The organism is Pseudomonas sp. ICMP22404, from assembly GCF_006227205.1.
Lineage (GTDB): Bacteria > Pseudomonadota > Gammaproteobacteria > Pseudomonadales > Pseudomonadaceae > Aquipseudomonas.
On the sequence record NZ_VCNG01000010.1, the window covers coordinates 163,595 to 177,663 of the forward strand.

Genomic DNA, 14,069 nt, shown 5'->3' on the forward strand with positions numbered 1-14,069 from the left:
CAATGGCAAAAAAAAAGAGGCCTTCTTCAAGGCCTCTTTTTTATTTGCCGATCATCAGTCCGGCTTTCCATCCACCACGCCGGCGGTGTTATCCAGCAGACTCTTGGTGGCGGTTTGCAGGAAAGACTCGAGCTTGAGCTTCATCTGGGCGCTATCGGGTGCATCCGGAATGACTTCTGCACGCGGGTTGGCCCCCAGTTCATAGCGGAACATCTTCGGCCCCATTTCTTTTTCCTTTGGCAGTACCAGGATCCGGTCGCCCTGGATGATCGCCGTAGTCTGATCACTGCCCGACGGCTTGATTACACCAAAACCGGTATCGCCTTGCGGCAGGTTCAGCAGGTCGCGGCCCCAGCACTGGTTGCGCACCTGTCCACCGATCCGCCCCATGATGGTAGGAACGATGTCGACCTGGGTACCCACGGTGTGGTTACGCTGGCCGAACTTTTCCTGGATACCAGGACCGATCATCAACATGGGCACGTTGAAACGGCCCAGGTCCATCTCGGTGATCTGGCGTTCGTTACCGAAACCATGGTCGCCCACCACGATGAACAGCGTCTCCTTGAAGTAAGGCTCCTTGCGTGCCTTCTCGAAGAACTGGCCCAACGCCCAGTCCGAGTAGCGCATGGCAGTCAGGTGTTCGTTCAGGCTGCCGCGATCGGTGACCCGCTCCACCGGTAATGGCGTCGGCAGCGCATATGGCGTGTGGTTGGACAGGGTTTGCAGCAGGGCATAGAACGGCTTGCCGTTTTCCCGCGCCTTGAGCTCGATCAGACCACGGTCGAACATGTCCTGGTCGGACACGCCCCAGGTCGGATCGGAAAACACTGGGTTGACGAAATCGTTACGCCCGATGAAGTTGGTCATGCCCTGGTTGCTGAAGAAACCCGACTGGTTGTCCCAGGCAAAATCACCGTTGTAGACATACACGTCATCGAAGTCACGGGCACTGAGCAGTTGCGGCAGGCCCGACAGCTTGTGGCTGCCTTCTGGCGTCTGCATCAGGTATTCGAAGCCGGGCAAGTTCGGGAAGCACGCCATGGTGGCGAACATGCCCTGGTGGGTATGGGTGCCGTTGGAGAAGAAGCGGTCGAACAGCAAGCCTTCCTTGGACAGCTTGTCCAGGTAAGGCGTGATGTTGCCCGGAGCACCCAGGGCGCCTACCGAGTGACCGGCCATGCTTTCCATGAGGATCACGACCACGTTCTTGATCGGCAGGGTCTTGTCGGCTGGCGGCATGTAGTCGCGGCGCACGGCAGCGGTGGCGGTATCCACCAGCTTGTCGTCGGGCAACACCAGCATGTCGCGCACGGTCTGTTGTGCCAGTGGCTGCTCGAGGGTGGCTTTCCAGATGTTGTCACGGTCTTCGGACATGCGGCTCTTGGCCGCCGCCACCAGTGACAGCGTGCCGTTGAGGCCCAGCTGGTTGGCGAAGTTCGAATCGGTGGTATAGACATCGCCCCAGCGCAACGGCGGGCCTTGACGCAAGGTGCCACGGGCCGCGACCACAGCCACCAGCAGGCAGACGACGAACACCGCCACCCGACCGTACCACGGGGCGATCTGGCGGGTGCCGATGCTGCCGCCGCTGAACGGGCCGCGCGGACGGGTTGCACGGTCCGCGCCCTTGAAGGCCAAGCTCAGGATGATAGTGCCACCGGCCCAGGCCAGCAGGTAGCGCACCACCGGGAAACCGTACCAGAGCATGCTCATCACGGTTTTCGGATCTTCCTTCACGTACTGGAAGACCAGGCCGTTGAGGCGCTGGTGGAACTCACGGTAGAAGTCCATCTCCATCAGGCCCAGGAACAGCGCAACGCTGGAGGTGACGGTCAGCCAGAAACGAAAGAAACCTCGGGCCGCCATGGCGCGGGCGCTGAACAGCGCCAGCAGCAGCGGAACGCTGAGGTAGACCACCAGGCGCAGGTCAAAACGCAGGCCATTGGCGAAGGCTTCGACGAAGGTCGAGGCCGGGGTGTCGAGGATCATTTGGCGGTTATAGACCAGCAGCGCCACGCGCAGCAGGCTGAACATCACCATCATCACCAGGGCGCAGAGCAATGTGTAGGCCAGGTGCGATTTGACGGTCGGTTGCAGCAGGCGATGCGTGCTTCGCTGCTGACTCAGGGCGTCCGGGATTGCCATGTCGTTTGAGGACCCTATTGGAGTTGGAGTAACAGAAAATACAAAGGCGCGCCCTCTGCCAACCAAAGCCTGGCCCGGGGTTTGCGCAAGAGCGCAGATGTTGCACGAACGGTTAAGGCATTGCCATTAAATAACCGACGGCAATAAAAGCGCGGAGGATTGTCCGCAAGATTTTGTGAAAATTTCGTCCAATGAATATCTGGAAACACAAAATGCCCGAACCCACCTCAATATCAGGCGGCCCATATTGTGGAGAGGGGATAAATCCCCTCGCCACAAAAAAAACTCAGCCAAATCAGTCGTTACTCGGCTTGTTGATCGCCTGCAATACGTACTGCGGCATGGCAAACGCACCGAGATGAATCTCAGGGTTGTAGTAGCGGGTGACGATGCCACTGCCGATGAACCGCTCATGCAGGGTTTCACGGGAGAGCTTGCGGTAAGCGCTGTCGGTCGAGCCCCAGGCGAAAGTCATGGCACCGCCGATGTAGGTCGGCACGGCAGCCTGGTAGAAGTGCCAGTCGGCAAACAGGCCTCGCAGGCGACCGGCGGTGGTCTGCACTTCGCCCAACTGCATGAATGGCGTGCCGTTCTGGGTCACCAGGATGCCGCCGTCGTTCAGGCAGCGATGGCAAGCCTGGTAGAAATTCTCCGAGAACAGCACTTCACCCGGGCCGATCGGGTCGGTGGAGTCGGAAATGATGACGTCGAACTTCTCCTGGGTGGTGGAGACGAAGCGCATGCCGTCGTCGATCACCAGGTTCAGTCGCGGGTCGTCGTAGGCGCCCTTGGAGTGGTTGGGCAGGAATTCCTTGCACATGTCCACTACGGTGCCGTCGATTTCCACCATGGTGATGTGCTCGACGCCCAGGTGTTTGGTCACCTCACGCAGCATGCCGCCATCACCGCCACCGATGATCAGCACGCGCTTGGCCTTGCCGTGGGCCAGGATGGGTACGTGGGTGAGCATCTCGTGATAGATGAACTCATCGGCTTCGGTGGTCTGGATCACGCCATCGAGTGCCATCACCCGCCCCATGCGCGGGTTCTCGAAGATCACCAGGTGCTGGTGCTCGGTACGCACTTCGTGCAGCAGCTTGTCCATCCGGAAACGTTGGCCGTAGCCTTCGTAGAGGGTTTCCAGGTAGTCGCCGGCCGGGGTGGTCGTCATGGTCAGGTACTCCGATAGCTCACAAAGGCGCGCATTCTACGACGATGGGGATGACAGGTCGAACCTTGCAGGAGCGATGTAGGAGCTGCCGAGCGAAGCGAGGCTGCGATCTTTGCCCAGACAATTGAGTCTGCAGCGAGAAGATTACAGCCTTCGGCAGCTCCTACAGGTCTGAGGAGCAAGCACTTTTCAGTGGAACTGGCGCCCCAATCCCCCCGGTACGCCTTCGATGGTGGTGTCTTCCCAAGGCCCGTTCGGGCTGACGGAGCGGCTCCAGCCATTGTTCCAGCGGTAGTAGGTGCGCTGGCGATAGAAGGTGTTGGGCTGGTTATCCAGCACATAGACCCCAAGCTTGGCGTCCCAGTGGCTGTTACCCCCAGGTGGCGGGGCGAAACTGGCGGAGGTGCGCGGCAACGGCTTGGCCGGTTTGTTCGGGGTGACCGGCTTGCCCGGCGCGGTGGACGGCGCGGGTTTGGTGGTCGGCGTCGAAGGCGGAATGGGGGGCAGCGGCGTCGAGGGCTCCGGGGGACGATGGACCGCACAAGCGCTCAGGCCCAGGACGAGCGTCAACAGAGTGATACGAGCGATGGCGGTCATGGTGAAAATTCCTGTCATTGGTCCGGGCTGTCGATGGTCAGTTGTTGCGGCGTGGTGGTGCTGCTCGCCAGGGGCTGGCTGCGGCCAATCCATTCGCCGGCAGTCGGTTGACCGGCGCGGGAGATACGCGCCACCAGTTGGACTTCAGGGAAGTTCGACAGTTTCAGTTGCGGCATCATCGCGTCCGCGTCCCCCAGCTCGACGTTGACGGGCAGGTCGGCGACCGTCAGGCGCTTGGCCGCCAGCGGCGCAGGCGGGCCGGAAACGGCGCGGGCAAAGATGAATACGCTGTCGCCCGGTTGCACCTTGGCCTTGAGTGCCGGCGCCAGGTCGACATGGACCTTGAGCAGCGCACCGGTCTTGACGACCGGAGCCTGAGCCACCTTGCCGCCACTGGCTTGCAGCCTCTCGGTGGCGCGGGCAATACCGCCTTGCAGCGCCTCGCGGGATTTGTCGTCCTCCGGCAGTTGCGCCAGCAGGCGCCCCCAGTAATCGATCGCATCCTGATAGCGCTCGCCTTCAAACGCGGCGATACCCAACAGGCCCAGGCTGGTGACTTCCTTGGGATCGAGCTTCAGTGCCTCGTCGGTCAAGGCCTGGACCTTGTCCGACCATTTCTTGCCATCGGCAAAATACTGCGCCTGGGCCCACTGCCCCAGCAACTCGGGCTGCCGCCCCGCCACCGCTACGGTGCGCTCGAAGATCTTCGCCGCATCCGCTGGCCGATCCTGCGCCATGTAGGTACGCCCCAGGAAATACAAGCCCTCGGCGGAACTCGGTTGTGCCGCCACCGCCCTTTCCAGGCGCTGGGTCATTTCTTCCATCGACTGCGGCGCCTGGGCGAATTCGCGGGTCAGCTCGACCTTGTCGCTCGCGCCGAAATGCAGGTACAAGCCCAGGCCCAGCACCGGCACCAGCACGGCGGCGAGCAACGGCAGCGGCTTGCCCATGCGCGATTCGCGCGGTGCCTCGGCGCCCTCGGTATCGGCGAGCAGTTCCCGAGCGGCTTCAGCGCGCCCGGTATCCAGCTGCGCGGTATTGAGCACGCCCTCCGCCTGCTCGGCCTGCAACTCGGCGACACGCTCCTGATACAGCGCCACATTGAGCGCGGTGCGGTCCTCCTCCCGCTGTGCGCGACGGCCCCTTAGCACGGGGATCAACAGAAAACTCAGGGCAACCAGGAGAAGCAGACCTGCGGCGAGCCAGAAATCAATCATGCTTGGTGTTATCCAACAGTTGGTCGAGGCGCTGGCGCTCTTCGACGGAAAGCGTATCCGGGGCGGCGCTGCGCTGCACCCGGCGGCGGCGCACGATCAGCGCGATGACGACGAAGCCGCCGAGCAACAAGCCGGCGGGGCCGAACCACAACAGCGCGGTCTTGGAGGACAGGGCCGGGTTGTAACGCACGAACTCACCGTAGCGGTCCACCATGAAGTCGATGATCTGCTGGTTGTCCTTGCCCTCGCCGAGCATGCGGAAGATTTCCTTGCGCAGGTCAGCGGCAATCGGTGCGTTGGAGTCGGCGATGTCCTGGTTCTGGCACTTGGGGCAGCGCAGCTCCTTGGTCAGTTCGCGAAACCGCTCGCGCTCGCCTTCATTGGCGAATTCGTAGGTGTCGATCGCGGCGTGGGCCACGCCAGCGAGACTCACCCCCAGGACGACAGCGGCTAGCCAACGCTTCATGGCTTGGCCTCGTCCACCAGTGCCTGGTACTTGGTCGCCAGTTTCTCGCGCCAAACCTGTTCGTCGATCACACCGACGAACTTGTCACGGATGACGCCCTTGGCGTCGATGAAGAAGGTTTCCGGGGCCCCATAGACCCCAAGGTTCAGGCCCAGGGTGCCGTCTTCATCCCGAATGTCCAGTTGATACGGGTTGTGGAACTCGGCGAGCCATTTCAAGGCATCGACGTTGACGTCCTTGTAATTCACGCCATAGATCACCACGCCATTCTGGGCCAGCTTGTTCAGCACCGGGTGCTCGACCCGGCAGGAAATGCACCAGGTGCCCCATACGTTGACCAGTGCCGGCTTGCCCAGCAGATCGGCGCGGGTGAGCGTCTTGTCGCCCTGCACCGAAGGCAGGGTGAATTCCGGGAACGGCTTGCCGATCATTGCCGAAGGCAATGCGGACGGGTCCAGGAAAAGCCCCCGGTACAGAAAGACCGCCACCACCAGGAACAACGCCAGCGGCAATACCATCAACCAACGTTTCATGCAGTGGCTCCCGTCACGCCCAGAGCTTCGCGCACCCGGGTTTTCACCTTGACTCGATAACGCCGATCCAACGCCGCCAGTGCCCCGCCCAGGCCGGTCAGCAGGCCGCCGAACCAGATCCAACGCACGAACGGCTTGACGTGCACCCGCACCGCCCAGGCGCCGTCACCCAGGGACTCGCCCAGTGCCACATAAAGATCGCGAGTGAAACCAGCGTCGATTCCGGCCTCGGTCATCACCGAGTTCTGTACGGTGTACAGGCGCTTCTCGGGATGCAGCACCGCCACTTCCTGGCCGTCACGAGTGACCCGCACAGTGCCTTTATCGGACGTGAAGTTCGGGCCTTCGAAATGTTTGGCGCCTTCGAACATGAATTGGTAACCGGCCAGTTCCATGGACTCTCCCGGTGCCAGGCGCAGGTCGCGCTCGGCGCTGTTCTGGCTGGACAGCACCACGCCCAGGGCGCAGACGGCGATGCCCAGGTGAGCAACCTGCATGCCCCAGTAGCTGCGGGTCAGGGTCGGCAGGCCCTTGACCAGTCCCTTGTGACGGGTTTTGTCGAAGATGTCCCGTACACCGGCCAGCAATACCCAGGCCGCCAGCATGAAGGTCGCCAGCACGGCCCAGTTGCAATCGCCATAAGCGATCCCGGCCACCACGGCCAGTGCAGCAGTGCCCAGCAGCACTGGCGTCAACATGCCCAGCAGCCATTTGACCGGTGTGTCTTTCCAGCGCACCAGCACACCGACCGCCATCACCACCATCAGGATCGCCATCAGTGGAATGAACAGGGCATTGAAGTACGGCGGCCCGACCGACAACTTGGCCCCGGACAGCGCATCGAGCACCAGCGGGTACAACGTTCCCAACAGGATCATCGACGCGGCCACCACCAGCACCAGGTTGTTGCCCAGCAGCAGCGTCTCTCGGGACCAGAGGTTGAAGCCAACCTGGCTCTTGACCACTGGCGCCCGCAGGGCGAACAACGTCAGCGAGCCGCCGACCACGAACAGCAGGAACATCAGGATGAACACACCGCGCTCGGGGTCCGAGGCGAAGGCATGCACCGAGGTCAGGACGCCGGAACGCACCAGGAAGGTCCCCAACAGGCTCAGGGAGAATGCGGCGATCGCCAGCAGCACGGTCCAGCTCTTGAACACGCCACGCTTTTCCGTGACCGCCAGTGAGTGAATCAGTGCCGTGCCCACCAGCCAAGGCATGAACGAGGCGTTTTCCACCGGATCCCAGAACCACCAGCCGCCCCAGCCCAGTTCGTAGTAGGCCCACCACGAGCCGAGGGTGATGCCGATGCCGAGGAAGGCCCAGGCGACGATGGTCCATGGACGCGACCAACGGGCCCAGGCGGCATCGAGGCGACCGCCCAGCAACGCGGCGATGGCGAAGGCGAAGGCCACGGAAAAGCCGACGTAGCCCATGTAGAGCATCGGCGGGTGAACGATCAGGCCGATGTCCTGCAGTAGCGGATTGAGGTCGCGACCATCCATCGGCATCTGCGGCAGGATCCGCGCGAACGGATTGGACGTGACGATCAGGAACAGCAGGAAACCGGTGCTGATCATGCCCATCACCGCTAGCACCCGGGCCAGCATCACCTGGGGCAATTGCCGGGAGAACACCGAGACGGCGAAGGTCCAGCCAGCGAGAATCAGGGCCCAGAGCAGCAGCGACCCTTCATGGGCGCCCCACACCGCACTGAACTTGTAATACCAGGGCAAGGCACTGTTGGAGTTGCTCGCGACGTAGGCCACGGAAAAATCATCGGTCATGAAGGCATAGGTCAGGCAACCGAAGGCGAACACCATGAAGGCGAACTGGCCCCAAGCCGCCGGTTGGGCCAGGCTCATCCACAAGCGGTCTCCGCGCCAGGCACCGAGCAGCGGCACCACGGCCTGCACCAGGGCCAGGCACAGGGCCAGGATCATCGCCAGGTGGCCCAACTCGGGAATAAAAATGCCAGTGCTCATCGATCAGCCCTCCTTCATGGGAGCAGGTGCCGACTGACCACTGTCTTTAAGAGCCTTGGTCACTTCCGGCGGCATGTATTTTTCGTCGTGCTTGGCCAGCACTTCGTCGGCCACCACCACGCCATCGGCGTTGAGCTTGCCCAGGGCGACGATGCCCTGCCCTTCACGGAACAGGTCCGGGAGGATGCCGCGATAAGTGATGGTCACGGTCTTGTTGAAGTCGGTGACGTTGAATTTCACGTCCAGCGAATCCCCGGAACGTACGAGCGAGCCCTTCTCCACCATGCCGCCAGCCCGGATACGCGTGTCCTTGGGCGCTTCGCCATTGGCGATCTGGGTCGGGGTGTAGAACAGATTGATGTTCTGCTGCAGGGCGCTCAAGGCCAGGCCAACCGCGGCACCGACACCCACCAGGATCGCCAGGATGATGACAAGACGTTTTTTGCGCAGCGGATTCACTGACCGTTCTCCCGGCGCAGACGACGCGCCTCTTGTTGCAGATACCGCTTGCGGGCCAGGAGCGGCACCGCCACGTTGAGGGCCAGTACCGCCAGGCAGATGCCATAGGCGGACCAGACATACAGGCCATGATGGCCCATGGTGAGGAAATCGCCGAATGAAGCGAAACTCATCGAGCGGCCTCCAGGCTGTTCTGTACTTCGGCCTTCACCCAACTGGCCCGGGCTTCGCGCTTGAGCACTTCCAGGCGCATGCGCAGCAACAGCACCGCGCCGAAGAAACAGTAGAAACCCAGGACGGTCAGCAGCAACGGTAGCCACATTTCCACGGGCATCGCCGGTTTTTCCGTGAGGGTGAACGTCGCGCCCTGATGCAAGGTGTTCCACCACTCCACCGAATACTTGATGATCGGGATATTGATCACACCGACAATCGCCAGCACCGCGCAGGCTTTGGCGGCACTCTCACGATTGCTGATGGCGTTGCCCAGCGCAATAAGACCGAAGTACAGGAACAGCAGGATCAGCATCGACGTCAGTCGGGCATCCCAGACCCACCACGACCCCCAGGTCGGTTTGCCCCAGATGGCTCCGGTGACCAGCGCCACGGCGGTCATCCAGGCCCCGACAGGCGCGGCGCATTGCAAGGCAACGTCGGCCAGCTTCATCTTCCAGACCAGCCCGACCACGCCGCACACCGCCAGCATGACGTAGACCGACTGGGCCAGCATCGCAGTCGGTACATGGATGTAGATGATGCGGAAGCTGTTGCCCTGTTGATAATCCGGCGGCGCGAACGCCAGGCCCCAGACCACGCCGATCCCTATCAGCAGCAGTGCGGCGATACTCAGCCAGGGCAGCAACTTGCCGCTGATGCCGTAGAACCACTTGGGTGAGCCGAGCTTATGAAACCAGGTCCAGTTCATTGCTGTTTCCATCACGGTTGCGGCGCGCTGTCACGCGCCGCCGGGTCTGCCTTAACTTCATAGGAAGTGGTCATTTTTTGACCAGGCCTCATTATTATTCGCCGACGCTGATCTTCAGGCCAGCGGCTATTGCAAAGGGTGTCAGGGTTATCGCCAGGGCGGTCAGGCTCCCAAGCCAGAGCAGATAACCGGTCGCCGGCATACCTTGCAAGGCGGCTTGCAAGGCGCCACTGCCAAGGATCAACACCGGGATATACAGCGGCAGGATCAACAATGCCAGCAATAGGCCGCCGCGCTTCAAGCCCACCGTCAATGCCGCCCCCACCGCACCGAGCAGGCTCAGCACCGGTGTGCCCAGCAACAACGAAACCAGCAGCACCGGCATGCACGCGGCGGGCAACCCCAGCATCATCGCCAGCAGCGGCGAGAGCAACACCAGCGCCAGGCCGGAAAAAACCCAGTGTGCCAGTACCTTGGCCAAAACCAGAAGGGCCAGGGGGTGCGACGAAAGGACCCACTGTTCCAAGGAACCGTCTTCGAAATCACTGCGGAAAAGCCCGTCCAGCGAGAGCAGGACCGACAAAAGCGCTGCCACCCAGACCAGTCCTGGCGACAAGGTTTGCAACAATTGAGTCTCCGGCCCGACCGCCAACGGGAACAGCGCAATGACAATCGCGAAAAACACCAGCGGGTTGGCCAGTTCGGCCGGGCGGCGGAACAACAGGCGCGCTTCGCGGGCAAGCAACAGGCCAAACACACTCATACGGCCCAGTTCCCCAGATCAATGTTGCGATAACCGGACGGCATCCGGGCCAGTGTATGGTGAGTGGTCAACAGCACCATGCCACCACCCTCGCAATGCCGGGCCAGATGTTCCTCGAGCTGCGCCACGCCCTGCTTGTCCAGGGCAGTGAACGGTTCGTCGAGAATCCACAGCGGCGGGGTGTCAAGGTACAACCGGGCCAGGGCCACGCGGCGCTGCTGACCGGCGGACAAGGTATGGCATGGCACGTCTTCGAAGCCGCGCAATCCCACCATGGCCAACGCCTGCCAGATCGCTTCATGGCCGGCGGGCCGATGCAGCGCACAGAGCCAGCTGAGGTTTTCTTCGGGGGTCAGCAAATCCTTGATCCCTGCGGCGTGGCCGATCCAGAGCAGGTTGCGGGCCAGTTCGCTGCGTTGGCTCTGCAGGGGTTGGCCGTTGAGCAGCACCTGCCCGGCCGTCGGTTGCATCAACCCGGCCAGCAGGCGCAAGAGGCTGGTCTTGCCACTGCCATTGGGACCACTGACTTGCACCATATCGCCAGGCGAGAGTCTCAATTCGAGGTGTTCGAAAAGCAGCCGCAGGTCTCGCTCACAGGCGAGGCCGACGGTTTGCAAGAGAGGACTGGTCAAGGGATCGCGAGCCTTATACGGTTTAAGTCGGCGGTGCAGCGGCCGTTAAAGAGATGCAGCATAGATGCATTGACGGCCCGTTCCACAGAGCTGCGTCAAACTATTGCAAGGTTTTCGCCACTCCCTGAAAGACGGGCGGCATTATACATGCCATGCCCCCAGGGGGCGTTCTCAATTAGTTTCCAGGGTAAGACCGCAGATGACAGGCGACATGAACATCCAGCCGCTGCCCCAGCCCACGGCAACAACGCGTACGCCGGCGGTCAGCGGCGAGCTGCTCAAATTGCTGACGCCGGTCGAAGGCTTGATCGGTGCCGGCCAGACGGCCAGTGCCGAGGTGTTGTCGCTCAAGCAGGCGGACCAGACTTTCCAGCTATTGCTCAAGGTCACCCTGGAAAGCGGCCGCCAGACTACCGTGCAGGCCACCAGCAGCCAGCCGTTGCCCCAGGGCACCAGCCTGGCGGTGACCCAGCCGTCCGCCAGTAACCTGGCGATCACCGTACAACAGGTCGTTGCCTCCAGCATTGCGACCCTGACCCGTATCGACACCACGCAGCTGCCGGTCGGCACCCTGTTGCAGGGTAAGGTGGTCACCAGCCAGGCGTTGCCTCAGGTGCCAGGGCAACCGGCGATGTATCGGTCACTGGTGAGCTTGCTCAATACCGCCCAGGCCGGCAGCACCCTGGACATCGACAGCCCCCAGCCGCTGCGTATCGGCACGCTGTTGAGCGCCCAGGTGCAGGATGCCCAGACGTTGAAATTCATTCCGCTGAGCAACCGCCAGGAACAACTGGCGGTGAGCCAGCAACTGGTGACCCAGGTGAGTCGTCAGGGTTCGCTGGACAGTCTGATCAGCGTCCTGCAGGAGCTGCCCGCCACGGATGAGACCGGCGTCGAGCTGCGTGCCGCGGTGACGCGTCTGCTGGCCGGCCTACCGGATGTGCAGCAATTGAGCACGCCCAAGGGACTGGCCCAGGCCTTGGCCGCCAGCGGGGTATTCCTGGAAAGCAAACTGCTGGCCGGACAACCACCGAGCCTGGCAACGGACTTCAAGGGCGATCTGCTGAAACTGATCGCCCAACTGACCACGACGCTGCCCGCCTCCACCAATCTCGGCGCGATCATTGCCGCCAACACCCTGGCCCAGGCGTTGCCCAGTTTTGTACGCAACGCCTTGGGCACGCTCGGCCAGGTCAGCGCAAAGCCGCAACCCACCGGTTTCCCCCTGCCCTCCCGGTTGCTGAAGGGCCAGGACGACGAAGGCGACCTCGAACACCTGCTGCGCCTCGCCGCTGCCGCCGTGTCACGCCTGCAAAGCCATCAACTGTCGAGCCTGGAGCAGACCGGCCTGACCGACGATGGCCGGTTGATGAGCACCTGGCAACTGGAAATCCCGATGCGCAACCTGCAGGACATCGTGCCCTTGCAGGTCAAATTCCAACGGGAAGAAACCCCGCCTCGGGAACAACCCAGCGAGCGTCGGGAAGAACGTGAGGCCAAGCAGCAGCTCTGGCGGGTCGAGCTGGCGTTCGACGTAGAGCCGCTGGGGCCGTTGCAGGTCCAGGCGCAATTGCTCAGCGGCAGCCTGTCCAGCCAATTGTGGGCTGAACGGCCCTACACGGCGGACCTGATCGAACGCAACCTGGCGGCACTGCGTGAGCGCCTGGTGACCTGCGGCCTGAACGTCGCAGACCTGGACTGCCACGTCGGCACCCCGCCCCAAGGCCCCAAGACCCGACTCGAACAACGCTGGGTGGACGAAACCGCATGACAACCCACACCGAACCGCGCCAGGCCATCGCCCTCAAATACGACGGCCACCACGCCCCGACCCTCACCGCCAAGGGCGACGAAGCCCTGGCCGAGGAAATCCTGCGGATCGCACGGGACAGTGAAGTGCCGATCTATGAAAATGCCGAGCTGGTGAAGCTCCTGGCCCGACTGGAACTGGGGGAGAGTATTCCGCAGGAGTTGTATCTCACCATCGCCGAGATCATCGCGTTTGCCTGGAACCTCAAGGGCAAGTTTCCCAAGGGCTTCGACCCGCATGCACCGAATGTGGAGAAGGATGTGACGGAGCGCGGGGATGACTACTGAAGGCGCCGGTGGCGCTGAATACGAGCAATCTACTCACTGTAGAGAGTCTCGAACTGATCGCCGGCTAACGACGCGACCGATTTTGAAGTCTGTAAATCTTGTGGGAAAGAACTGTCTATGTTGAAGGAGTCAGCGCTCGCTCGACCGAGAAACAACCCAAACCCTGCTAACCCGTATCCCCAGATATAGTGCAACGCCGGTTTTAATGGGCTTGCATCACAAAGTGCGGGGGAACCACTCGCCAGGATATCCACCTGAGCTTCCTACAGCCTGGTTGCAGCCACCAAAATCGCTGCCTAAAGTTGGCCTGTCGCTGACATCAGTTGGCGAAGGGTTTCGCAGCCCTTAAGATTGATACCTTGTTCGCCATGTACGGCCGGCTTTCGGTTGCGCATCGTTTCATGGCGGTTGTGCGTGGGAGACCTTCGGGTCTGCCGGGTCTTGGTGTTAATCCTCCGGTCTGCGAACCCACGCATAACTGCCACCCATCCTGTTTCGCAGCAGAACGGTGGCAATCCAATTTTTATCAGGATTAACACCATGACAACTCAACACCCGCTCAACCACTTCACCCCCATGTCTCACTTCGCCACCGAACATCCCGTCCTCCTCATTGATGCCAATGCCCCACTGATTGAACTCCACAGCTGCCTTAACGAACGCCTCGAGGCCGTCCTCAAGTACCTCAATCTCATGGCCTGTACCACCCTGCCCGACTATGCCGAAAACGACATCAATACAGTCACCAACATTGCTCGGATCCTGGTTCAGGATGTGAGCGATGTGTTTCGGGTAATTGAGGTGCGGGGCTTGGAGGTGCGTGAGGGGCAGTAGTGATTTCCAGCTATACAACCCGCTTCGGCGGGTTGTCGCTTTTCTGGTTCGTATTAGAGGCGGTGGAAAAAAGCTTCGAAAGAAATCCGGAGATTAAGGCTGCCACTTTTCGGTCTCTGTATCGGTTGTAAAGTAGTCACAGCGCTGACGAGTTTTACTCAGGAGCGAGCCTTCCAATTTGTCTATAGAATCAGCGTCCATTGAGTAGAATACGTTACGAAAAATGACTCCAAGCGCTGATC

The 14,069-nt window shown here is 61.5% G+C and carries 15 protein-coding genes; 3 read left to right on the plus strand and 12 right to left on the minus strand.

Features of this window, described 5'->3' with window-relative positions; genetic code table 11:
* Positions 1–54: 54 nt before the first annotated feature.
* The 12 genes from FGE05_RS18400 to ccmA all read right to left on the minus strand — a co-directional run bounded on the left by FGE05_RS18400 (position 55) and on the right by ccmA (position 10,896).
* Complete coding sequence (locus tag FGE05_RS18400; RefSeq protein WP_139647158.1) at positions 55–2,148, minus strand: LTA synthase family protein; 2,094 nt, start codon at positions 2,146–2,148, stop codon at positions 55–57.
* A gap of 295 nt (positions 2,149–2,443) precedes the next feature.
* On the minus strand, positions 2,444–3,319 hold the full coding sequence (speE, locus tag FGE05_RS18405) for a polyamine aminopropyltransferase (protein WP_041022234.1): 876 nt from the start codon (positions 3,317–3,319) through the stop codon (positions 2,444–2,446).
* Between the two features lie 189 nt (positions 3,320–3,508).
* Positions 3,509–3,916 carry a hypothetical protein gene (locus tag FGE05_RS18410; protein ID WP_139647160.1) on the minus strand — a complete coding sequence of 136 codons (408 nt, stop codon included), beginning with the start codon at positions 3,914–3,916 and terminating at the stop codon, positions 3,509–3,511.
* A 14-nt stretch (positions 3,917–3,930) separates the two neighbouring features.
* Positions 3,931–5,133, minus strand: coding sequence for a c-type cytochrome biogenesis protein CcmI (gene ccmI, locus FGE05_RS18415; RefSeq protein WP_139647161.1), 1,203 nt, complete (start codon positions 5,131–5,133; stop codon positions 3,931–3,933).
* On the minus strand, positions 5,126–5,599 hold the full coding sequence (locus FGE05_RS18420; RefSeq protein WP_139647163.1) for a cytochrome c-type biogenesis protein: 474 nt from the start codon (positions 5,597–5,599) through the stop codon (positions 5,126–5,128). Before FGE05_RS18420 ends, ccmI begins: the two co-directional genes overlap by 8 nt.
* Entirely contained in the window at positions 5,596–6,132 is a 537-nt protein-coding gene (locus tag FGE05_RS18425) for a DsbE family thiol:disulfide interchange protein (protein ID WP_139647165.1), read from the minus strand. Before FGE05_RS18425 ends, FGE05_RS18420 begins: the two co-directional genes overlap by 4 nt.
* Entirely contained in the window at positions 6,129–8,117 is a 1,989-nt protein-coding gene (locus tag FGE05_RS18430; protein ID WP_139647167.1) for a heme lyase CcmF/NrfE family subunit, read from the minus strand. Before FGE05_RS18430 ends, FGE05_RS18425 begins: the two co-directional genes overlap by 4 nt.
* 3 nt (positions 8,118–8,120) lie before the next feature.
* Positions 8,121–8,576 carry a cytochrome c maturation protein CcmE gene (ccmE, locus tag FGE05_RS18435; RefSeq protein ID WP_139647168.1) on the minus strand — a complete coding sequence of 152 codons (456 nt, stop codon included), beginning with the start codon at positions 8,574–8,576 and terminating at the stop codon, positions 8,121–8,123.
* A complete protein-coding gene (gene ccmD / locus FGE05_RS18440; RefSeq protein ID WP_139647170.1) occupies positions 8,573–8,749 on the minus strand; it encodes a heme exporter protein CcmD in 177 nt (58 codons plus the stop codon). The genes ccmE and ccmD overlap by 4 nt, the downstream gene beginning before the upstream one ends.
* On the minus strand, positions 8,746–9,501 hold the full coding sequence (locus FGE05_RS18445; protein WP_139647172.1) for a heme ABC transporter permease: 756 nt from the start codon (positions 9,499–9,501) through the stop codon (positions 8,746–8,748). The genes ccmD and FGE05_RS18445 overlap by 4 nt, the downstream gene beginning before the upstream one ends.
* A 94-nt stretch (positions 9,502–9,595) precedes the next feature.
* On the minus strand, positions 9,596–10,264 hold the full coding sequence (gene ccmB, locus FGE05_RS18450) for a heme exporter protein CcmB (protein WP_003183957.1): 669 nt from the start codon (positions 10,262–10,264) through the stop codon (positions 9,596–9,598).
* Entirely contained in the window at positions 10,261–10,896 is a 636-nt protein-coding gene (gene ccmA, locus FGE05_RS18455) for a cytochrome c biogenesis heme-transporting ATPase CcmA (protein WP_139647175.1), read from the minus strand. The genes ccmB and ccmA overlap by 4 nt, the downstream gene beginning before the upstream one ends.
* 199 nt (positions 10,897–11,095) lie before the next feature.
* On the opposite strand from ccmA, the gene FGE05_RS18460 reads away from it, so the two are divergent.
* The 3 genes from FGE05_RS18460 to FGE05_RS18470 all read left to right on the plus strand — a co-directional run bounded on the left by FGE05_RS18460 (position 11,096) and on the right by FGE05_RS18470 (position 13,827).
* Positions 11,096–12,667 (plus strand): flagellar hook-length control protein FliK, encoded by a 1,572-nt coding sequence (locus tag FGE05_RS18460; protein WP_139647177.1) that lies wholly within the window; start codon positions 11,096–11,098, stop codon positions 12,665–12,667.
* Positions 12,664–12,993 carry an EscU/YscU/HrcU family type III secretion system export apparatus switch protein gene (locus FGE05_RS18465; RefSeq protein ID WP_139647179.1) on the plus strand — a complete coding sequence of 110 codons (330 nt, stop codon included), beginning with the start codon at positions 12,664–12,666 and terminating at the stop codon, positions 12,991–12,993. The genes FGE05_RS18460 and FGE05_RS18465 overlap by 4 nt, the downstream gene beginning before the upstream one ends.
* Before the next feature lie 540 nt (positions 12,994–13,533).
* Positions 13,534–13,827: a fructose-bisphosphate aldolase gene (locus FGE05_RS18470; protein ID WP_139647181.1), complete on the plus strand. Its 294-nt coding sequence runs from the start codon at positions 13,534–13,536 to the stop codon at positions 13,825–13,827.
* Positions 13,828–14,069: the final 242 nt, after the last annotated feature.

Coding starts and splice junctions, on each gene's coding strand:
- FGE05_RS18400 (WP_139647158.1), bottom strand. CDS start 2,148: ATGGCAATCCCGGACGCCCTGAGTCAGCAGCGAAGCACGCATCGCCTG.
- speE (WP_041022234.1), bottom strand. CDS start 3,319: ATGACGACCACCCCGGCCGGCGACTACCTGGAAACCCTCTACGAAGGC.
- FGE05_RS18410 (WP_139647160.1), bottom strand. CDS start 3,916: ATGACCGCCATCGCTCGTATCACTCTGTTGACGCTCGTCCTGGGCCTG.
- ccmI (WP_139647161.1), bottom strand. CDS start 5,133: ATGATTGATTTCTGGCTCGCCGCAGGTCTGCTTCTCCTGGTTGCCCTG.
- FGE05_RS18420 (WP_139647163.1), bottom strand. CDS start 5,599: ATGAAGCGTTGGCTAGCCGCTGTCGTCCTGGGGGTGAGTCTCGCTGGC.
- FGE05_RS18425 (WP_139647165.1), bottom strand. CDS start 6,132: ATGAAACGTTGGTTGATGGTATTGCCGCTGGCGTTGTTCCTGGTGGTG.
- FGE05_RS18430 (WP_139647167.1), bottom strand. CDS start 8,117: ATGAGCACTGGCATTTTTATTCCCGAGTTGGGCCACCTGGCGATGATC.
- ccmD (WP_139647170.1), bottom strand. CDS start 8,749: ATGAGTTTCGCTTCATTCGGCGATTTCCTCACCATGGGCCATCATGGC.
- FGE05_RS18445 (WP_139647172.1), bottom strand. CDS start 9,501: ATGAACTGGACCTGGTTTCATAAGCTCGGCTCACCCAAGTGGTTCTAC.
- ccmB (WP_003183957.1), bottom strand. CDS start 10,264: ATGAGTGTGTTTGGCCTGTTGCTTGCCCGCGAAGCGCGCCTGTTGTTC.
- FGE05_RS18460 (WP_139647177.1), top strand. CDS start 11,096: ATGACAGGCGACATGAACATCCAGCCGCTGCCCCAGCCCACGGCAACA.
- FGE05_RS18465 (WP_139647179.1), top strand. CDS start 12,664: ATGACAACCCACACCGAACCGCGCCAGGCCATCGCCCTCAAATACGAC.
- FGE05_RS18470 (WP_139647181.1), top strand. CDS start 13,534: ATGACAACTCAACACCCGCTCAACCACTTCACCCCCATGTCTCACTTC.